The sequence below is a fragment of the Alteromonas portus genome, from assembly GCF_005117025.1.
Classification (GTDB): domain Bacteria; phylum Pseudomonadota; class Gammaproteobacteria; order Enterobacterales; family Alteromonadaceae; genus Alteromonas; species Alteromonas portus.
This window is the reverse complement of sequence record NZ_SWCO01000001.1, coordinates 552,597-573,854: the sequence shown is the minus strand read 5'-3', so window position 1 is coordinate 573,854 and position 21,258 is coordinate 552,597. Positions and strand designations below refer to the sequence as shown.

Sequence of the window (21,258 nt, the reverse complement as noted above, 5' to 3'; positions counted from 1 at the left end):
CTGTATAAATGAGACTAGCTCAGCAACGATAAAACCTGACTTTGCTGCTGGTTCGCTTGCACTTGTACGCTAAGCGCCGCTTGGCCAAGCACATCGTTTGATGCCTGTTGTGACACGGCTTGTGCAAAATCTAAATCTTGTATTCTACTTCGAGCTTCAGCAGTGTTTACATTTGTCTGCGTAAGAGAACGTGCTGCGCTTTCGAAACGATTTTGCGTCGCACCTAAATCACCCCGAGCACTACCGAGTGTTTCAATTGCTGCATCTGTTGCACCTAACGCATCTTCAATACTGGTTCCTGACGTAATATCGATAGATAGCACATCGTTAAGCTGCGCCGCAACATCCTGCGTATTAACGCTAATCGATTGACCAGGGCTAGAACCTGACTGAAATTCTAGTGAGCCATTTTCAGATAATAATGGTTTTCCGGCGAAATTCGTCTGCTCTATGGTTTGCGAGATATTTTCTTGTAATTGAGTTATTTCAGATTGAATAGCGCGGCGATCACCACTACTCAAAACACCGCTTCCAGATTGCAAGGTCAATTCACGAATACGGTTTACATCATCGTTAATACTGCCTAAACCACCTTCTGCGACCTGCGCAACCGAGATGCCATCATATACGTTGTTGATAGCCTGTCGGTTACCTTCAACTTCAGACGTTAATCGGTCGATGATCTGCTGGGCCGATGCATCATCCAAGGCACTATTAACCTTTTTACCTGATGCCAGCTTCTCAAATAGATTGTTTTGCTTTTCTTGGATTTGACCAATTAGCGACGTTGAGTTGCTGCTGTTAATTTGCATGGTTGCGACCCTTTATTGACTCTCCTGTTAAATATAGCACATGGCTGTACAACTTCTAACCAAAGCAGAGTATAAAAATTCATACTTCCAAAGCTAATACAATAAACATTAGAGAGGCTAGAAAGCCTGTGAATGTATTCATTAAGAAGTTCTCACTAAATTTTAGTGGTCGTTATCGTCGTAAGCCTATTGGCAACCTTTACCTTGCGCGCCAATTAGATTTAATTTTTTGCTTTAAGCAGAATAGATCGCCATATGATTTGTATAATTTCACATTATTTTTAATGAATAATCGTTGTGGCCTAATGGTTTATGGCATTGTTGCCGACACATGATATATTTAAATGATAATCATAAAAATCGTGGGCGTTCTATGTTTGACGGTAAGTCTATATTGATAACTGGTGGTACAGGTTCATTCGGTCATAAATACACTGAGAATTTGTTATCACGCTATAACCCCAAGCGCTTAATTATCTATTCGCGCGACGAGCTAAAGCAGTTCGAAATGCAGCAGAAATTTAACGCTCCATGTATGCGCTACTTTATAGGCGATGTGCGAGACAAAGACCGTCTTACTCGCGCAATGCAGGGTGTGGATTACGTTATTCATGCAGCCGCCATGAAACAAGTTCCCGCTGCTGAATATAACCCCACTGAGTGTATCCGAACTAATATCGATGGTGCCGAAAATGTTATTAACGCCGCTATCGATAATTCGGTAAGTAAAGTCATTGCCTTGTCGACGGATAAAGCGGCTAACCCTGTAAACCTTTACGGTGCTACTAAGCTTGCCTCCGATAAGCTATTTGTTGCCGCAAATAATATGGTGGGTTCAGACAGACCTCGATTTTCAGTAGTGAGGTATGGAAACGTAGTAGGCTCTCGAGGCTCAGTTGTTCCTTTTTTCCAGAAACTCATTGAAGAAGGTACAGACCATATTCCTGTCACACACAAGGATATGACCCGTTTTTGGATAACTCTTCAACAGGGCGTAGACTTTGTACTGAAAAATTTCGAGCGTATGCTTGGCGGCGAAATATTCGTACCTAAGATACCGTCGATTAGAATTACCGATTTGGCCGAAGCTATGGCCCCGGGTGTGCCAATAAAAATTGTGGGTATTCGACCGGGCGAAAAGCTTCACGAAATGATGTGCCCTGGCGACATGGCCTTTCACACTTTTGAGTATGACGATCACTTTGTCATTGCGCCATCTATCAAATTCTTCCACAGAAGTAACAACTTCACTTCGAACGGGTTGGAAGAACAGGGTAAACCGGTATCAGATGGTTTCGAGTATGTCTCTGACACAAACCCACATTTTCTTACAGTGGATGAAATCGTTTCTTGTAATAAGGATGCCGATAAGTGATCCCCTATGGACGTCAGTCAATTGATGAAAATGACATTAACGCGGTTGTTAATACACTGAAATCAAGCTGGCTAACGCAGGGGCCTGCTGTCCCTACTTTTGAAGCTGCTCTGACCCAGTATTGTGACGTAAAGCACGCCGTTGCAGTAAATAGTGCTACGTCGGCGCTGCACCTTGCTTGCCTCGCACTCGGCGTACAAAAAAACGACATTGTATGGACAAGTCCTAACTCTTTCGTTGCCTCGGCGAACTGTGCCATTTATTGTGGCGCGACAATCGACTTTGTCGACATAGATCCTAACACTGGAAACTTATCTGTTCATGCATTAGACGCCAAATTAGCTAAAGCAAAAGAGCTAGGTACACTACCCAAAGTTGTAATTCCAGTCCATTTCGCAGGTCAGTCATGCGATATGAAAGCGATTGCCTCCCTTGCTAAGAAATATAATTTTTATGTCATTGAAGATGCTTCTCATGCAATTGGAGGGAAATACTGCGAACAACCCGTAGGTAGCTGTCAATATTCAGATATTACGGTTTTCAGTTTCCATCCTGTTAAAATAATAACGACCATGGAAGGGGGCGCAGCCTTAACTAATAGCAGCGAATTAGCCCGGCAAATTCAGCTGATGCGAAGCCATGGCGTTACCGCTAATCAAGACGAAATGACTGAAGAATCGCACGGACCTTGGTATTACCAGCAAGTTCAGCTAGGGTTTAACTACCGCATGAACGATGTAGAAGCGGCCTTAGGTGCAAGCCAATTAACTAAACTAACTCAGTTCGTAGAGCAAAGAAACGAGCTCGCGTCTTTTTACAACGACGCATTCAGAAAACAAGATAAGATCACGCCGCTTGACGTAATGACAGACTGCTACAGCAGCTATCATTTGTACGTTATAAAATGTACAAGCTTGAACTCAGATTCCCACAGAGCGGCAATCGAAACCTTAAGAGATAAAGGAATTTTTGCTCACGTTCACTACATTCCCATTCACCTTCAGCCGTTTTACCAAAATTTAGGCTTTAAAAACGGTGACTACCCAAACGCTGAGCAATATTACAAACAAGCAATTACGCTACCTCTTTACCCTTCTCTGAGTGAAGAAGAAGCGCAATACGTAGTAGACACGACAGTTGAGGTTGTTAGTCAATTGTCTAACTAATTTCCTCAGGTGATATAGGGTCGCCTATACTGTACCCCCTAGACGCATTACGACTAACAAGTGCATCTAGGTATTGCGGTGCCAAGCCAAAACCTGTTCTAAGCGACTTAACGTTGTTACGGGTGAAGGGCTGCCCTTTTTGAATGGGTGCACTAGCGTAAAGTGAGCGGCGTCTTAACTTATCTTTTTCGCTCACCTTATAGGTAACGTTACCTAAGGTTAGTTCTACTTGACGGACACTTTCTACCATACCAGCAAACTCGTCCGGCTCCATTGAAAACGCGGAATCCGGACCACCTAATGCTCTGTCTAAAATAAAGTGCTTTTCTATGACTCTGGCTCCCATCGCTGTAGCCGTTATGGGTACCACAGAGCCCATAGTATGGTCAGAAACACCTACAGTAGAATTGAACCTGTCACGCATGTCTACCATGGTTTTAAGATTGGCATCAGCAAGAGTAGAAGGGTAATTCGACGTGCACTTCAATAGCGTTATTTGATGATTATTCTCTTTGTGACAGGTTTCTAACGCTAAGGCGATGTCCGCTTCTTCCGCTACCCCTGTTGAAATAATAATAGGTTTGCCTGTTTTCGCTACCGCTCTAATCAAGGGAATATCAGTAATTTCGAAGGACGCGATTTTATAGAGGGGGACGTTAAGCTCTTCTAAAAGTGCCACACCATCCAAATCAAACGGGCTGGAAAAAAACACTAGCCCTAGTTCTTGAGCTACTTTTTGAAGAGGCTCATGCCATTCATATGGCATGGAGGCTTCTTTATATAGATCCCATAAAGTACGGCCTTTCCATAGGCCATCTTTGCGTTTTCCAAAAATGTCATTGTCAATATTTATGGCCAGCGAATCAGCGGTGTAAGTTTGTACTTTAACCGCGTTAGCTCCCGCTTTTGCCATTGCTTTTATCGTATTAACCGCCAAACCAAAATCGTTATTGTGATTGGCAGACAACTCGGCAATGATGAATACTTGGTCGGTAAATGGGTACATCTATTAAGACTTATTAAAGTATACAAGTACGTCATCAATAGACTTTAACTTATCGAGGTCTTCATCTGGTACAGTGACGCCTGTCTTGCCTTCAAGCTCTACAAACAAATTGAATAAATCTAAGCTATCTAATCCATACTCAGAAAATGCCTGTTCGCTACCTAGGTTGCTCACATCTGCTGTCACACCAGAGTCTGTCATTGCTTGTTTTACGTCTGCTTCAGTTAACATGTTCTTCATTCCTCTTTAATAGGCAGGTGGCCCACGAAAACCCTACGCCAAACCCGCTTAAAACAAGTCGCGTTGAGTTGCCACTATTCAAATAGTTTTTCAATATGAGCGGGATGGATGAAGAGACAGTGTTCCCCGTCTCTTCTAAAGCTTTAATAAACTTATCTTCGCTGCCTTTGAAACGCCTTGCTATTGCGTCAACGATAGCCAAACTTCCCTGGTGCAAAATGAACGCATCTACACTGTCTTCGGACCAATCATTCTTTTCTAATAATGATTTTATAGCAGGGGCAACATTCAACGAAGCAAAATTAAAAACTTGTCTTCCATTCATGTAAAGCTCGCCTTGCTCTACTTTTAAGTGCTCAGCGCCTTTTCCATCCGTACCAAATGTGCAGTCTGAAACCAAATACTGGGGATTTTCTCCCATCCATGTTGCAGAAGCAGCGTCGCCGAACAGCATAGAGGTTGTTCTATTAGGCGTTGTGATCACTTTTGAATACGGATCAGCGGTAACCAAGACGCCATTTTTTTTACCAGATGCAGCCAAGAAGCCTTGTAGAATTGATAAACCATAAACATATCCTGAGCACCCCAATGAAACGTCAAAGGCCGCCACGTGGGTAGGTAACGCTAGTTTTTGGTGAACAAGGGCGGCGCAGTGTGGCAAACCGTGACCGTCTGGGTTTTGAGTTACAACAATTAGTGCATCTATATCTTCTTTAGCGAGGTCCGATTCAGAAAGTAAAGTTTCCACCGCCTTTACTGCCATATCAGAGGTATCATCACCCTCTTCTAATCTCGGCAAAAACCGAGCACCGAGTTTGGTCTCAACAAATGATGCTGTTTCCTCAAAAGCTTCCGCTTGCTTGAAGTTGTCTACACCGTCTTTAGGTATGTAGCTTGAAATAGCCTTAATGCCTATCATGCTATTCTCCAACAATAAACTGCACGGTTCCAAAACGTTTACCATCGATTATAACGTCGTTAATCGAAAACTTGTTTTGCATCATTCGCGTAGTTTTAATAGAAAGACTTTCATAAACTATCGGCAGCTCATCGCAAAAGTTAAGCTGTCCCACCAACCACTTTCCCTTATTTAGACTAAAGAGTGTGTTATGAAGCTTTTTCGTTAATGCCACTACAAGCTCAACGGTTGTGCAGTCATTGCGATAAAAAGCAGTGGCCTGTTGCTGCGAGGAAATTATCTCGGCGTCTTTTACCAGCTTATCCTCATCAAATGGGTAGGACTCATCTACTGATGTATTGGTCTCGACAATCAACCCTCGAGTTTTTTCTTGAGTGTTTTTATCGAAAAGCTCAACGGTACCAACAATGTCTTTTTCAGCCACATCCTGGACCTGCCCTAACAAAACCTGACATTGGCGATGAATCAATTGCTTAAACACCAGTTTGGTAACAATTTGATTCGTATTACATACTGCAGTGATAAACCAGGTGTAGAAGTCCGTACTGTGTAAGTACTTTCGCGAGCCTTTAAACTTAAGTTCTGTTTTCATTATCGAATCCTTTTAGCCGGATTTCCTAACATAGTGGCGCCAGGGGCAACATCTTTGAAAATAGCAGCGCCAGCAGCCACCGTGCTGTACGCTCCTACACGCACGCTGTCTCTAACCACTGAGTTGGGTGCTATTTGAACCCCCTCTTCAACGTGTGCATAACCGCAAAGCGTTGAATTAGGGCCTATATCAACTAAGTCATCAAGCGCTACATCGTGCCCAAGATTAGCATTCGCGCGAATAAAACAGTTATCTCCTACCTTTGCGCCAGGTTGAAGTACAGCGTTGGCAGCAACGACGACACCACTACCCAGTTTTACATTAAAACCAATGCTCGCAGATGGGTGAACCACTGTTGCCATTCGGCTTTGCGGAATATTGAGCTGTTTAAACTTTTCAGCGCGAACTTTCATTTTTCCAACAGACAGAAGTGCGTAAACGAAAGAGATATTGCCGTCTAGCCTGTCCCATTCATGGGGCGCTCCTAATACTGGCCAGCATTCTATGTGCTCACCTACAGGAATATTGTCATTTAAAAAACCTACAAGCTCGATAGGCTCGCCTGTCTTAATTAAATCAAGCACAATTTGCGCGACAACTAAGCCATTCCCGCCACCACCTATGATCACTACCTTTTTCAATACACTCTGCCTTTAACTGATAATTTCATCTACCCACAATTGACTGTGGCTGTATGCATCCATAACTGATAGCGCCCTCGCGGACATCACATTTAATTTACTCGAAGAGCCCTTAAAGTCCTCAAGCACGTTGATAACGCGTTGCTTAATCTCTTTTAATCTTTCGCAGTCTTTACTGAAGTCGCCAACATAAACCGCCGCCCCCTTTGCTTCTAATGCAATTGCCTGTGCAACCTGATTTTGAGCAATGGTGAGGATAACTGTTGGTAAGGCCATCATACAGCGCTCCCAAGATATGGTCCCCCCTCCGCCAATAGCTAAATCAGCTTGTGACATTAAGGATGAAATATTCGATGCCTGTACATGTAATTCGATGCCATGTTGTTCACAGAACGTTATTATTTCTTGCTTATGTGGATGATGCCTGCCTATAACAACATCAACACTAACGGGCTCATCTAACGTTTCATTCCATTTAGCGAGCAGTTCGCATACAAACAAGGTGGCATTATCTTTGTCCATACCACCAAAGCAAACAAAAAGGCGCTTAATTGATTGGCGCAATGTTGAAGAGACACAGGAAAACTCTTCTCGCAATGGAAAGTACTGAGGCCCAATCATAAGCCTAGTATCGTTGTGTATTTTCCCGCCCCATTTTTCTTGAGGATTGAGCACGAGATTAGGATCAATTAATACATCACATTGCAGGAGCCGATCGGCTAAACCATCAATTACGACGATTTTGGCATCAAGGGCTTCTTTTACCGTAGTGTGCCACTTAGACGTAAGCGAAAAATGGTCGACTATAACAATTACATGCTCTGTTAACGTCACATTTTGTAACGACACCAAAGTTTGCTCTGCGTCGAACGATTCTGTGCCGCCTAACCAACTAGCATGAGGGCACCAACTCCCTTCATATTTGGCAGACTCAGCTACAGGTAGCTCTATAACCTTAAAACCTGCTCGCCTCACTTCATCTAAGCAATGCCCTTTATGCGGCTTTGAAATAAAGATTATCGATACGCCCCGCTCTCTCAATAGCGTAGCTAGCGTCAGGCAACGCATGACGTGGCCCGTTCCTATGTGCTGTGCACTATCTACTCGAAATAGTGCTGTAACTGTGTTGTTCACCCTTACAGCCCTCGCGACTGTATCGCGCTAAACAAGAGTTCTGCGGTTTCCCAATCTTCTTCGGTATCAATATCTTGTACGCGATATCTTGGCATCAAAAACGCGCTGGCGTGCTGAGAGTACATAGGCAAATTTTGTAGAAAAGCGTCAGCTTTTCCCCAGTAAAATTGCCCCGCATCATGGTAGGCTTCTTGTAGATCTTGAGAACGTGTTTTCATTTGCTTTTTGTCGAACATTTCAATGTCGCCTTGCGGCGTAAAATAAAAAGCACGCTGAATCGGGAAAGGAAAACTGGTAGCTGCAAAGCAAAAGTCTCTCTTTGAACTTTTTAACTGTGCAAAGGCGCTAGCCAAATCATTAGATGTGACAAAAGGGGCCGTAGCATATAACACACAACAGTATTCTGCCGGTTGCTCGTTCTCAGCTAACCATGTGAGTGCGTGATTAACTACATCGCGGGTTATCGCGTGATCATCAGATAACTCGGCCGGACGAACAAAGGGAACATCTGCCCCTTTTTCAATAGCAAACTGAGCAATTTCATCGTCATCTGTACTTACAATAACTTTATCAAATTGCGCAGAGTTTAAAGCCGCTTCAATAGACCAGGCAATAATAGGTTTATTGCAAAAAGAACGAAGGTTTTTTCGCAAAATACGTTTGCTTCCACCTCGCGCTGGAATTATTGCTACATTCATATATGTCTCTGCTGTTAGCGTATTCTAGTTTAATAACGTTTGACGCTAATGGCACGATGACTCATCAATTTGATCACGCTAAGACGACTTCTTTTTACTGAAAATGAGCTTTGTCTCACAAAGTGATGTTTCTAACGGTCTTGGACACAACCAAAATCTATCACCGCCTTCATTCGTCATTTCTTTATCGGCCAGAGGTTCAGAAGCTAAAGCAAACATATTATAGGTTTCAAATGATGTCATACCGCAGGATAGAACAGGGAAGTAATTCTCAAAGAAGCTTCCCCAATCTTCTTGCTCAAGCTTAGGAAACACCAATTGCAATTTATCACTCGAGGTTAGCGCTAGTACCGCGGTAAAAACGGCTTTTTCGAGCCTTTTATCATCAAAACCTTCGAATGGACAAAATACAAGAATATTGCTTTCAGCGGGTTTGAATTGTTTATGTAATGCCACTAGAAGTTCTGGGTCATTAACAATATACGCCATTCGGCTTACATCAGCCTTTCGCTCTTTCAAACCAGAAACACTCGAAATAACTTCAATCTGATAATGGCACTGGGTATCTTCAGTATTTTGGTTAATTTCTAGTGCACTTAGTACGTTGCTCACAGAATCACTAACGAAAGCTACGCGTTCTCTTTCTGTAAACTCTTGAAGGGTGATCTCTTGCCTTTCTCTTGTAAAACTTGAGACAGTGTCAAAGGCATCCGGGTACATCGAAATACTCGTAAGTGCGTCATCTAGAAAGCTATGCCAACACTCTCTTATTGCCTCAAACTTTTCCATAACAAGTTCGTCGTTCTTGAAATGCGTTAATTTACTAAAAATACTGTTTATATAGTTCGAGGTACCATTAAAGTAGAAAAACAGAATAGAGCATTTACGCAGATACGCTTCGACCAGAAATTTTCGCTGGTCGAACACGAGCTTATCGATATCTTCGCGCCCGTTAAATTCTCGCTCAGATAATGCCTTGAAACTAGTGATGTCCTCAATTAACGCTTCATGGTTAAAACGTTTAGCAAATCGTTGTTGGAATTCATCGGCTGGAATAGGAACATGAGCCTGAGTTTGAATCCAGTTCATCGCCGCCTGTTTGTCTTCCAATGAATTAGTGATAATTAACGCGTCTTGCTCTAATGGAGGGCTGCCGACGATTTTTGCGCCATCATTTAAGTTATACACGTCGGCATCACTAAAGGCTGCAAGGTTTTTTTCAATCACGGATTTAGACATATTGAATTCAAATTTGGTATTTACATAGGGTCTTAAATTACCCGGCACTACCAATGAAGTGTCTATCCGTTCGGCGTGATTGAACAATTCGCCACCATCTTTTTTATAATAGCCTGAAGACTTAGAATGATGATGGTTAACATCAACCATACCTAGGTCCACACCAAACAAGTAAACTTGTTTGAAGCCCAGTTCTAACACGTAATTAATGACGAAATTAGACACGGTGGGATAAGAAAAATGAAGGAAAGGCAAATCTAACTCAGGAAAGAGTTCTTTCATGAATACTGTTGATGACTCCCCCTCTTTGAAAGCGAGGTAAGTATTTTTATAAAGCTCAGCCGTATCAGGATGCACACCATTGCAGCTGATAAAATTAATTTGCTTTAAATATGCCTTGTCACCAATTCGCGATGCCCAGTCAAAAGATGCTCGGTTCGATTCCACTTCCGCATGAAAATCGGGAACAATCCCATTGCTATACATTGCTTGAAGGGCTGTTCCGCACGAGATAACGATAGCATTTTCTCTTTCTTCTTTTAAAAGCGGCATTAGACTGTCAAGAGAGGGGCCGTTTCCTACAATAAACACGGCAACATCACTTAGGTCTTTACCCATGCGCTGCACACCGGCTTTGCGATAAAACCCTATATTGTTTTCTACCGCCCATTTGGTGTGTGTTGTCCCAAAGCGAGCATGTTCGAAATATTCACCCATAGCAACTATCAAACGCAGGTCTTCTCTAAGTTTATCGACAGCAGGCAGTAGCACCTCGTTATCGTAACCAAGGGAGAGGTAGGTATTTGCAATAATATGGGTACCAATGGAATGGAACTGACTTAACAGGTCGCGAACTAAGTTGCTACCATCATCGCCTATGTTGAGATAAATGCGGTGTCGTTTTTCTTCAACCTTGCTAAGTATTGCTGCCCAATCTATCGCATACAGGGAAGCAAAAAAGTAATCTCGATTAGGCTCACAAACAAAGAGCTTTTCGATATCTCGAGATTCACTTAAAGCTTCAAGTTGATAGCCCGCTCCCATTCCAAAAAGAAGCATCGACTTAACAGTTTCTGGCAGCTCACCTTCTTCCTCTTCCATTCCCGCTAAATGTTCTTGGATTCTTTTGACCATTTTATGGTGCGAGTAATGAATCAGCTTCCCACCTGCGTAACCTAAAATTAAGTTATCTCTGTTTGGTTGCCTAACAAACGCCTCATAAGCCAATTCAGATTCGTGTTTTGGACTCTCGCCATGAAGTGGCGTACTGGTCTCTATGTGAAAGAGGTTTACTTCTCCTCGTTTATTCCCTCGAGGTTCCCACTTGAGCGGAACATAATCTTTAAATTCGTTAGCTATGTCTGGATAGTACTTAGAAAACGCCGCTATATTTTTATCAAAGGTGTCGCGACTGAGATGACTTTTATCCCAATTATTTCTTGTGACTATTGGGCTCCATGGGACTAAATAATCGTCAAATGGTTGTAATGAAGGAAAAGAAAATAAACGCCTTTGTATGTTATCGATGGATAGCTCTGACAGGCTTCTCATCACTGAGTCAAAGCTCACGCTGTGATAATGCTGATAGAAATAGACAGTAGTAAACGGGCTAACTTGCTTTAGTTCACTTAAGTCTTCTAAGACTGAACTTCCGTCACGCTGGCTTTGGAAATATATCGCTGTCCCTTTTCCGGCGGCAATTTTAAAAATTTCCGGCCACACACCTGTATACATAGAACAGTGTGTGTATTCAAAATTAGGTTCGTAAAGAATAATACTTTTAAAGTTAGTTTCTCTCACTAGCTTTAAAAGATGAATGCCTAGAGCCAATCCCAACACTACCAATACGTCAGCGTTATCATCTAGGGGAACGGCTTGCTGCGAAAAGCCGTCTTTGTTTAGAACAGAAGGAGAACGTAAAAAAGCATCCACATGCTTGTGAATACTTGCTGTTACCTGTTCGCCATACAATACCTTGCCGCTGTTAAAATCGACAATATCGAGCTCTTTATCTTTATTGACGAACACAGATGTAGACGTGCTTCGCGATTGCATTAACTGAGCACAGATAACAGGCATCACACGTTTGAAGGCTATCAGGCTTTTTTCTTTGTTCTTTTTAATCGCATATGCAGATTCAACTTCTAGTGATGACTGTTGCTCTTCATCATCTAAAAGGTAAAATTTAATGGCTTTAAGCATTATTTTTTATATCTCTTTACCGCTTTTTGCGCTCTCGAAAAGCCAACTATCTCCTCTTTTGCTGCTAACTTCAACTCAAGGGCTAGCGCTTCGAGTTCTCGGTTAATAGTTAATTCTTTTTCAGCAAAAGCCGAACGGGCATCTTCTGAAAGCCGGCGCAACTCGCGCAGCACTAAGGAATGTCGAAGGGTAATAAGGTGATGGAACCGTTCAGTCGAGAGCGCGGCAGGCTCTGCCGCCGCGCAAACCGCAATTGCTGCGTTAATTTTACTTAGAAAAAGTGGTGTTAAAGAGTGATTTAATTTATCAACGTTCAAATGGCTTGCTTACTTTCACGTTGCGCTCGAAATGCTTCTTCCTTCGCTTCTTGAGGAATTTGCACCCATGCATCTCTAATTGGCGTTAAAAGCGAAGACACTTCGTCTAACAATTTGACATCATTGTTTACATGAGCCTCGTTTAACTTTTCGATCATAAATTCATAAAGGGCGAACATGTTTTCTGCAACTTCCCCACCCACTTTGACGTCTAGCGTGTCACGCAGGTGAATAATGATAGCCGTTGCTTTTGAAATAAACGTCGCCTTTTCTTGCAGCTCTTTTCTTTCCATCGCGCCTTTTGCGTAGGCAATTCTATCTAACGCGCCCTGAAGCAACATCAAGGTTAATTTATGCGGGTCTGCGTTGGCAACATCTTGCTTCAAATTGCCTTTTTTGTAGGCGTTAATACCTTTGAGGGACATACTTTCTCCGAAACTCGTACGTTATAGTGCGGCTAATAATGCCGAGCTTGTCTGATTCAATTGTGCCACGGTCTGGTCTAAGTTTAGGTATTTATCTCGCAAAATTTGCTCATAGCTAAACATACGAAGTTCCAAGGTTTCCCTATCAGAATAGACGTCTTCCCTATTCTCTTTTGCTGTTTTTTCACGCAGAGAAATAAGGCCTCCAGATGACGTGAATTCATCAACAAAATCGTAGAGACGAACGGCTATACCTTCGTTTTCATCAGTAAACAATGTGGCGATGTCGTCGAAATTATCTTCCAACGCATCTTTTAGCCTATCTTCACCAGACCCAATTCCAAAGTCTGAAGAGCTAATTTCCAATTTACCATCTTGATCTAGCTCTATACCAAGTCTAAATAAACCGCCAAGTTGTGAAGTAGACACGTTATCGCCGATGATAGATGATAATCCAGACTGAATTCCTCTTAGCAATGAGTCTCCAGCAAGCGCACCATCCTCTTCTAACTCGGATTCACCATAGCGCGTTAATGTACCTATCTCGTCAATTATTGCATTGTAATTATCAACGAAATCTCTAATTTTCTGCTCTAACCCTTCTTTGTCAAAACCAATTTTCAGAGTGGTTGACAAAAAATTGCCTGCGTTATCTTTTGGTGAAATCTCGTTCACATCAAACGTAACGTTTTGGATGGTGTTTTCAAACTTGTTAGATTGACTTTGAACTTCAATTCCGTCCACAAATGCAATTGCGTTTTTAGCCGACTCTATATTAGCAGCACTAATATTGTTGGTGCCGCCCGCAGTCGAAAGCCTGTCTAATTCTGCTGCACCCGTATCATTATTGATAACCAAATCATTGCCATCGCCAGTTTCCTCAGAAAGAAAAACTAGACGTGGCCCTTCGGCGGTGCCTGTATCTATGATATTCGCAGTTACACCAAAATTATCATCTGCACTATTTATCGCCTCTCTAAGATCCACCAGAGACGTGCCAGAATCAACGTTGATAGTAAATGAATCGCCGCCAGGAATACTGAAGGTCAACGAGCCTGTTCCAGAAGTTAAAACAGGATCTGTACTGGAAGTAAATGCACCGGCGTCAGTTGTTATACGACTCCCTGACGCAAGCTGTTGTACGGTAATATCGTAACTTCCGCGCAAGGCAGAGCTCGACGCATCAGCCGATAACACGTCGTCATCTTCTGAAGGGTTAACAATTGTAGGCTCTCGACCATTAATATCAGTATCGCTACGTAAATCGTCTACTGCATCCTTAAAATCTGACAGCTTGGATTTGATTTGACCAAGACCAGATATTTCAGCTTCGATTTGCTCTTCTTTTGCGTTTAGCCTTTCTTCTTTCGGCAATCTCTCTGCATCTAAGAGCTGCTGAACAAGATCGTCAAGTGCTAAACCTGAACCTACACCTAGCGACTGAATAGTCATAACCTACCTCATTAAACCTGATTGTTGATGAACACCCCTACGCTATTCCCTACATCCTGCTGTAGTTCCTGGATTCTTTCGGCAAGCTTCAAAAGTTCCTCGGAAGGAATTTGCCGAATAACGTCTCCAGATTGACCGTCTTTAACTGTAACTACCGAACGATTGGTATTTTCGTCGATTGAAAAAGTTAAGTCCCTGTTTTGAACAGTTAGAAATGATTCAACTTTTGCCACTGCCTCTTCGAGACTAGCAGCATTCCTCTCTCCACCTTGGTTATCGGCGTCTTGAGATAAACCTTGAGACGAATTTTCGTTCTCTAATTCAGCTTCAACTTGCTGACTTAATGACGTCTTATTACGCTCGTCTATATTATTAGTAGCGCCGCTCTGCGCTTCCTTAGGTGAACTTAGATTATCCCTTACCGGCGGTACAGTACTGGCAGCATTATCTGTCGTTACACCTATTCCTGTTTTTGATGCAAAAGGCTGACCATTTTGAATATTCGGTATTTCCACGTTTCTACCCCCTTCTGAAACGACAAAACGGGAACCTGCCTAAGCAAGCACCCGTTACATCTCAACTAAGGCTAAATTGTATTATAGCTTATCCAAGCAACGATAGCGCAGTTTGTGGACGCTGGTTGGCCTGGCTCAGAACTGAAACAGATGCTTGCTGAATAATCTGGTTACGCGTTAGTTCAGCCGTTTCCGCAGCAAAGTCTGTATCTCTGATTTGAGAGCGTGCCGCAGACAAGTTCTCACTGATGTTACTCAGGTTACGAATAGTCGACTGGAATCTGTTTTGAAGCGCACCTAAATCAGCACGAACGCCCCCGATACCAGAAATTGCAGCATCTACAGCGCTAAGTAGTGCAGATGCACCAGCCGCCGTAGAAACACTGTTGCTATCGATACCAAGACCAGCAGTACTAAAGCCAGTGATTGAACCTAGATTACCGGTTGAAAGATTTACTGAAATCGTTTGACCTGCGTTAGCACCTACTAGGAATGAAGCAGAAAAATTACCATCTAAGATGTTAACGTTACCAAACTGAGTATCAGTCGCGATACGAGAAATTTCAGTTCTTAATGCTGATACTTCTTTTTGTAGCGCCAAACGGTCGGCAGATGAGTTGATACCATTTTGCGATTGAATAGATAACTGGCGAATACGCTGTAGGCTCGTAGTAATCTCGCTAATCGCACCTTCTGCTGTTTGCGCTAGAGAAATAGCGTCGTTTGCGTTACGTACGGCTTGGTTCAGACCCTGAACTTGCGACGTAAGTCTGTCAGAAATTTGAAGACCTGCAGCGTCATCTGCGGCACTGTTGATTCTAAAACCTGAAGACAATCTTTCGAACGACGTGTTAAGACGATCATTTACGTCAAAAAGCTGACGTTGTGCGTTGATCGAAGACACATTTGTGTTAACGAATAAACTCATTGGAATACCTCCTAGGGACTCGTCGACCAATGTGGTACGATCAAATCCTTCCAGTTCAAATTAGCTTGGTCACTACTCCGAGCTAACGCCTCTGTTAAAAGTAAAGTAAATTACCCCTCAACCATTGGTATCGGCCAACCCTTTAGGTTCTTTAGTTTTTTTTTCGTTTTTTTTATTATTTTTCATCAAAAACCTGTAAACCATTGAATAAATAGAAAAAATAACCACGTGAGAATTCAGGAAATTAGGTTTATTTATCAGGCAATAGTTGAAGTGTTCTTGAAGATTTGTAGCTAAGCAGCACCAAATGCTTATGCGGATGGCTGGGAAAAGAACCGGTTTGTAAATTTAACGGGTAAAGAATTGGAATAAAGGGTAACTGCACGTGTTATCGATAAAACAGGCAGAGAATTTTTTATCCTAAATAAAAAGTTGGCATTGAAGCTGCTAATAAATATTTGAACAGATTGTCTTGCTCAGCAATTTGTTTGAAATTGGCGGGATGTTTCGGTAATACTAAAAAAAAGGCCGAGACAATTTAATCTCGGCCAATTTGCTCACGTTAGGAGATTGAGCAAATTCAGTTTCTGTCGGCTGGCAGGTATTTAGTAGGATAAACTGGCCTCTCAACCAACACTTCTACACTCTCAGTCCTGTTAGTCGACGCTTTCTTAAAGGAGCGGCCTTTATGGCCGCTTACCTTCTTGGGGATGGCCTCTCAACTCCTTCCCAAATCAAGCGCCTTATCTATTAACCACCTAGCAGTGAAAGTGCAGCCTGTGGACGCTGGTTTGCCTGCGCCAGGATAGTTGTACTTGCCTGCTGTAAAATCTGGTTGCGGCTTAGTTCTGCCGTCTCGGTGGCAAAGTCCGCATCTTTGATTCGCGATCTTGCCGCTGATACGTTCTCTGAGATGTTACTTAAGTTTCTAATTGTAGACTGGAATCTATTTTGAATAGCACCCAAATCTGCACGAAGGCCACCAATTGCCGATATAGCTGTATCAACATCATCAAGCAAAGCCGATGCGCCAGCCGCGGTTAAAACGTCGGCTGAAATAATTCCTAAACCAGTAGCACTGAAACCAGTTACACCCGCTGCGGTTAACGCTGGCGTCGATAAATTCACTGAAATCGTCTGGCCTGAGTTTGCGCCAACCAAGAAAGATGCTGAAAATACACCAGAAAGGATACTTACACCGGCAAACTCGGTAGTAGTCGCAATTCTTGAGATTTCCGTTCTTAGTGCAGACACTTCTTTTTGTAGTGCTGCTCGGTCAGCTGAACTGTTAATACCGTTTTGAGATTGAATCGCTAACGTACGAATACGTTGCAAAGCTGTGGTTGTTTCGGCCATTGCGCCTTCTGCTGTTTGCGCTAATGAAATACCATCGTTAGCGTTACGAACGGCTTGATCTAAACCTTGAATTTGCGAAGTCATACGGTCGGTAATTTGCAGTCCTGCCGCGTCATCTGCCGCGCTGTTGATTCTGAAGCCTGATGAAAGGCGCTCAAAAGCAGTGCTCAGATTATTACCTGTAGTAAACAATTGGCGTTGTGCATTTAATGATGACACATTGGTATTAACAAATAGACTCATGGGTCTCTCCTAACAGTTTCGAGTATGGCGCTATTGGTTTTATTATTTGCGCAATTAAATTAAATTTTTGGCATAACCTGTGCTTCATGAACATTGTCAGTTTATTCTGACGTTTCATTGGCACACTACCAATGGAACTTGCTAAGTAGAGAAGTTACTTCTCTTTGCTGGTCGGTGGGTTTGGTGTTCCAGAACCTCAAACCTCTCACTACCTCCTGGCTCTATTCTCGCCGGTCAGCAGCTCTTACCATCCCTCAGCAAACTCCATCTTTTATCGACCTTAACTTGAAATTTCTTTAATGTTTTTTTCAAACATTTTTATCAATATAAAGCACTGTTTTTCCTAACTTTTAAATTCAGGATTTCAAATTAAATCTGAATTAAAACTGTGCTTATAACGCTTTTAAACATAAACTTTAGAAGCGTAGAGGATAAAAACACTGTTTATCTCCCCTTTGTATTAGTTATCGTCAAAGATCGATTTTTACTTTAGATATTTTTTGAGAATTTTAGAGAAAAAAAGAAATTAATTAAAAAAGCATTTAATTTCAGAGCTTTATAAACTCAAATTAACGACAACTTCAGGGTAAGGAAGGGTTTTAAAACGTTTAAATGGTAGGAATATAAAAAAGCTGGCCTTTAGAAGACCAGCTTTAAACGCACGTGAACTAGAGCACTACCTCCTGGCTTCACGTTAATGGCGATTAACCTAGAAGCTGTAATGCAGCCTGCGGACGCTGGTTAGCCTGTGATAATACAGTAGTACTTGCCTGCTGAATGATCTGGTTACGGGTTAGGTTAGCTGTTTCAGTCGCGAAATCGGTATCCTTAATCTGTGAACGTGCAGCCGATACGTTCTCAGAGATGTTGCTTAAGTTACGGATAGTTGACTGGAAGCGGTTCTGTAAGGCACCTAAATCGGCACGTAAGCTACCAATCGCAGAAATTGCGCTATCTACATTATCAAGAATTGTTGAAGCATTTTCTGCAGTAAGAACATCGCCTGAACCAATTCCTAGGCCTGACGGTCCAAAACCTGAAACACCCGCAGCAGTTAGCGTAGGTGAAGACAAGTTAACTGAAATTGTCTGACCTGAGTTCGCACCTACTAGGAACGAAGCAGAGAACGCACCAGATAGAATACTTACACCGGCAAATTCAGTGGTGGTAGCAATACGTGAAATTTCTGTACGTAATGCAGAAACTTCTTTTTGAAGCGCAGCACGGTCAGCAGAACTGTTGATACCGTTTTGTGATTGGATTGCTAGAGTACGAATACGTTGAAGTGCTGTAGTTGTCTCAGACAACGCACCTTCAGCAGTCTGCGAAAGTGAAATTGCATCGTTGGCGTTACGTACAGCTTGGTTTAGACCTTCAATTTGTGAGGTCATACGATCGGTAATCTGAAGACCTGCGGCATCATCAGCAGCGCTGTTGATACGGAAGCCTGAAGATAGACGCTCAAAAGAGGTGCTCAAAGAATTGCTTACATCAAATAGCTGACGCTGGGCATTCAATGAGGACACATTGGTATTAACGAACATAGACATAAAGTCTCTCCTACACTCTCAGTCCAGCGTGCGCTGGCTGTCGGAATTTCCGACGTTTTGTTTTAGTAGTCATCAAGACCTGAGGGGTAATTGATGAACTGGCTCTCTCAGAAACTGTATCGACAACATATAAATTCTCTTTAGAAAAAATTACGATATTTGCCGATTAGCGGTAATATATTGCCGCTCAAAGAGCCAAAAACTTTTCCTAAACATCAGATTTATAAAGGAGATTTCAATTGAATAAAAAAATTAAGTTAGTTGAAATTTGTCGTATTTCACCACCCGCTATTCATGCAGCCTTTACTGATTTGATAGATAACCCTTTCGACAAAAGTAGTAATTCACTGTTGTGCTGTTATCGTCAGGCAACTAATCATGTGAGCAGAGATGGGGTAATAGTCATTCTTACTGTTAGTAAAAAAACATTTGAGGTTGTCAGTAAGGTTTTGGTCAACGAGCCTGGTACAGACTTAAGAGATCCTAAACTGATGTTCGATGGGCATAGGATTATACTAACGGCCTTTGCAAAGACTATTGATGAAAATGATCAAGCCCACACAAAAATGCTCAGTATTTTCACCACCACTGGAAAATCTTGGTCAAGTAAACATTGGTTTGGAGATAATGGTTGGTGGATATGGAAACCGCAATGGACGAACAACAAAGCCTTTGGTTTTGCTTATCATCGCCCCGCTGATTACATTTCGTTGTATGAAGGCGATCCAACGCGAGCGATGCGAATCCATAAGGCAAACGTTTTTGGCCTTGCTAAAAACAACAAAGGCTTTCCAAATGAAAGCGCACTTTTGTTTGACGCTGAAGGACAAGCTACAGCTTTTGTAAGGCGTGATTCTGATACGTTTTCAGCCCAATTTGGCACATCTAGGCCCCCTTATACAAAGTGGAATTGGCATGATTTGGGGATTTATATTGGTGGGCCTTGTGCCGTTGCATTAACTGCTACAACTTACTTGGTTGCCGGCAGACATGTGGATTGGGAAAAAAGAGCGTTTTCAACGTGCGTTTGGCATTTCGATGCCACGAAAAAAGAACTAACCTGTCTATTAACAATGCCCAGCAGTGGTGATACTAGTTATCCGGGGTTGGTATTAGATAATGATCTTCTTTATATATCCTACTATTCGAGTCATGTTGACAATCAAGCCAGAGTTTATCTGGGCAAAATTGAAGGAATTAAAACGCTCTTTTAACACTGACTAGATATAATTAAATAGCGACAAGTTAGATACCTGTGGAAATGTAGCTAGTGCAGCGCTTAAGGCCGTTTCCTGTTTAGCAAATTCAGTTGACGCCTCAGCGTAATCAACATCTTGAATAGAAGAGCGCTGAGCTTTGGCCGCAATTTCCATATCCAAATTACTTTCATAGGTACTTTCAGCAATATTGAGTCGACTACCTATAGACGCGCGCTCAAGCGATATCTTTTCTAACCCGTTATCTAAACCCACTAAAGCATCTGCAATGGCATCTTGCAGTGCTCCATGATTAATAGTGCTATCGGATAGCAGTGTTTGAACCTCGTGAATAGTCTGTGCCATGCTCTTTTTCTCGGGTTGGTCTAGAGAAAAATCGATACTGGTACCCGGCGCGGCGACAGCATCAAACTGCATTCCTTTTATCGTGAACGGTTCGCCAGACGTATAGCCCACTGTGTCAATAACTGCACCGCTGTTTTGATTAACAAGTTGTGCCTGACCTGTGCCCAAAAAGTCTATGCGAAAATCGTTATTCGAGCTATTCACCGCGTCGTAGTTATTGTTAAAAAAGGTATCAAAGGTGCCTTGTTCTGAAATGGTGGCTCCGTCTAACGATCCCACCGTACTCCCCGTCACTGAAAAATTAAAACGAGACAGTACATTTTCAAAAACTTCATAACCGTTGCTGGTCGATTGAATTTTCGAACTATTAGAGAGTTGGATAAAATTAACACCAGCATCTCCAGAGAAAGTAATGGCATTTCCACCTGACGCAGGATTGTAAGTGAACGCCTGATTTCCAGATTGAAAACCGGCATAAAGATAATTCCCGTCTGCATCTTGTGTATTCATCAAGTCAAATATCTCTAGCTTTATTTGCTCTAGCTCAGAGCCAATAGCGCGCTTGTCGGGATCGTCTAAAATCCCATTTCCCGCTTGGACTATAAGGGTACGCGCACGGTTAATTGAGTTAGTGATATTTGTAAGAACAGCTTCTTGCTGCTCGAGCGAACCGGTTACCAGATCATTATTGCGTTGAAATTGAGTTAGCTCATCAATTTCTTCGGTAAGACGAAGTACCTTTGCAGCGCCAACAGGGTCATCACTGGGCGTGATAATGCGCTTGCCAGTGGATAGTTGCTCTTGAGTCTTTGCCAAATCGCCCTGATTTTGCATGATCGAGCGCATGTTTTGATCATAAATTTGATTCGTTGATATACGCATAGCT

General features: G+C 42.4%; 20 protein-coding genes. 3 read left to right on the top strand and 17 right to left on the bottom strand.

What is annotated here, in order from left to right; all coding sequences use genetic code 11:
- Positions 1–14 precede the first annotated feature (14 nt).
- Positions 15–812, bottom strand: a complete 798-nt coding sequence (locus E5672_RS02320; protein WP_136780747.1) for a flagellin — start codon at positions 810–812, stop codon at positions 15–17.
- Between the two features lie 373 nt (positions 813–1,185).
- Here E5672_RS02320 and pseB point away from each other — a divergent pair, with 373 nt between their 5' ends.
- A complete protein-coding gene (gene pseB / locus E5672_RS02315; RefSeq protein WP_136780746.1) occupies positions 1,186–2,187 on the top strand; it encodes a UDP-N-acetylglucosamine 4,6-dehydratase (inverting) in 1,002 nt (333 codons plus the stop codon).
- Entirely contained in the window at positions 2,184–3,353 is a 1,170-nt protein-coding gene (gene pseC / locus E5672_RS02310; RefSeq protein ID WP_136780745.1) for a UDP-4-amino-4,6-dideoxy-N-acetyl-beta-L-altrosamine transaminase, read from the top strand. The genes pseB and pseC overlap by 4 nt, the downstream gene beginning before the upstream one ends.
- On the opposite strand, the gene pseI is transcribed toward pseC, so the two are convergent.
- The 15 genes from pseI to E5672_RS02235 form a co-directional block, all read right to left on the bottom strand.
- Positions 3,346–4,359, bottom strand: coding sequence for a pseudaminic acid synthase (gene pseI, locus E5672_RS02305; RefSeq protein ID WP_136780744.1), 1,014 nt, complete (start codon positions 4,357–4,359; stop codon positions 3,346–3,348). The two genes, pseC and pseI, sit on opposite strands and share 8 nt — an antisense overlap.
- Positions 4,360–4,362: 3 nt before the next feature.
- Positions 4,363–4,590 (bottom strand): acyl carrier protein, encoded by a 228-nt coding sequence (locus tag E5672_RS02300; protein WP_161569370.1) that lies wholly within the window; start codon positions 4,588–4,590, stop codon positions 4,363–4,365.
- Positions 4,580–5,518, bottom strand: coding sequence for a ketoacyl-ACP synthase III (locus E5672_RS02295; RefSeq protein WP_136780742.1), 939 nt, complete (start codon positions 5,516–5,518; stop codon positions 4,580–4,582). Before E5672_RS02295 ends, E5672_RS02300 begins: the two co-directional genes overlap by 11 nt.
- 1 nt (position 5,519) lies before the next feature.
- The gene (locus E5672_RS02290) at positions 5,520–6,110 is read right to left on the bottom strand and encodes a hypothetical protein (RefSeq protein ID WP_136780741.1); all 591 of its coding nucleotides are present in this window, start codon (positions 6,108–6,110) and stop codon (positions 5,520–5,522) included.
- The gene (locus E5672_RS02285; RefSeq protein ID WP_136780740.1) at positions 6,110–6,751 is read right to left on the bottom strand and encodes an acetyltransferase; all 642 of its coding nucleotides are present in this window, start codon (positions 6,749–6,751) and stop codon (positions 6,110–6,112) included. Before E5672_RS02285 ends, E5672_RS02290 begins: the two co-directional genes overlap by 1 nt.
- 12 nt (positions 6,752–6,763) lie before the next feature.
- Positions 6,764–7,885, bottom strand: a complete 1,122-nt coding sequence (gene pseG, locus E5672_RS02280; RefSeq protein ID WP_136780739.1) for a UDP-2,4-diacetamido-2,4,6-trideoxy-beta-L-altropyranose hydrolase — start codon at positions 7,883–7,885, stop codon at positions 6,764–6,766.
- 2 nt (positions 7,886–7,887) lie between these two features.
- Positions 7,888–8,583, bottom strand: a complete 696-nt coding sequence (gene pseF, locus E5672_RS02275) for a pseudaminic acid cytidylyltransferase (protein WP_136780738.1) — start codon at positions 8,581–8,583, stop codon at positions 7,888–7,890.
- 78 nt (positions 8,584–8,661) lie between these two features.
- Positions 8,662–12,024 carry a motility associated factor glycosyltransferase family protein gene (locus tag E5672_RS02270; protein WP_136780737.1) on the bottom strand — a complete coding sequence of 1,121 codons (3,363 nt, stop codon included), beginning with the start codon at positions 12,022–12,024 and terminating at the stop codon, positions 8,662–8,664.
- A complete protein-coding gene (locus E5672_RS02265; RefSeq protein ID WP_136780736.1) occupies positions 12,024–12,341 on the bottom strand; it encodes a hypothetical protein in 318 nt (105 codons plus the stop codon). The genes E5672_RS02270 and E5672_RS02265 overlap by 1 nt, the downstream gene beginning before the upstream one ends.
- A complete protein-coding gene (gene fliS / locus E5672_RS02260; RefSeq protein WP_136780735.1) occupies positions 12,338–12,766 on the bottom strand; it encodes a flagellar export chaperone FliS in 429 nt (142 codons plus the stop codon). Before fliS ends, E5672_RS02265 begins: the two co-directional genes overlap by 4 nt.
- A gap of 21 nt (positions 12,767–12,787) precedes the next feature.
- Positions 12,788–14,218 (bottom strand): flagellar filament capping protein FliD, encoded by a 1,431-nt coding sequence (gene fliD, locus E5672_RS02255; RefSeq protein WP_136780734.1) that lies wholly within the window; start codon positions 14,216–14,218, stop codon positions 12,788–12,790.
- A gap of 11 nt (positions 14,219–14,229) precedes the next feature.
- Complete coding sequence (locus E5672_RS02250) at positions 14,230–14,733, bottom strand: flagellar protein FlaG (RefSeq protein WP_136780733.1); 504 nt, start codon at positions 14,731–14,733, stop codon at positions 14,230–14,232.
- Positions 14,734–14,821: 88 nt separating this feature from the next.
- The gene (locus E5672_RS02245) at positions 14,822–15,661 is read right to left on the bottom strand and encodes a flagellin N-terminal helical domain-containing protein (protein WP_136780732.1); all 840 of its coding nucleotides are present in this window, start codon (positions 15,659–15,661) and stop codon (positions 14,822–14,824) included.
- A gap of 750 nt (positions 15,662–16,411) precedes the next feature.
- A complete protein-coding gene (locus E5672_RS02240) occupies positions 16,412–17,260 on the bottom strand; it encodes a flagellin N-terminal helical domain-containing protein (RefSeq protein WP_136780731.1) in 849 nt (282 codons plus the stop codon).
- 704 nt (positions 17,261–17,964) lie between these two features.
- Positions 17,965–18,810, bottom strand: a complete 846-nt coding sequence (locus tag E5672_RS02235) for a flagellin N-terminal helical domain-containing protein (RefSeq protein WP_136780730.1) — start codon at positions 18,808–18,810, stop codon at positions 17,965–17,967.
- Between the two features lie 239 nt (positions 18,811–19,049).
- On the opposite strand from E5672_RS02235, the gene E5672_RS02230 reads away from it, so the two are divergent.
- Positions 19,050–20,024 carry a hypothetical protein gene (locus tag E5672_RS02230; RefSeq protein ID WP_136780729.1) on the top strand — a complete coding sequence of 325 codons (975 nt, stop codon included), beginning with the start codon at positions 19,050–19,052 and terminating at the stop codon, positions 20,022–20,024.
- Between the two features lie 6 nt (positions 20,025–20,030).
- On the opposite strand, the gene flgL is transcribed toward E5672_RS02230, so the two are convergent.
- On the bottom strand, positions 20,031–21,254 hold the full coding sequence (flgL, locus tag E5672_RS02225) for a flagellar hook-associated protein FlgL (RefSeq protein ID WP_136780728.1): 1,224 nt from the start codon (positions 21,252–21,254) through the stop codon (positions 20,031–20,033).
- Positions 21,255–21,258 lie beyond the last annotated feature (4 nt).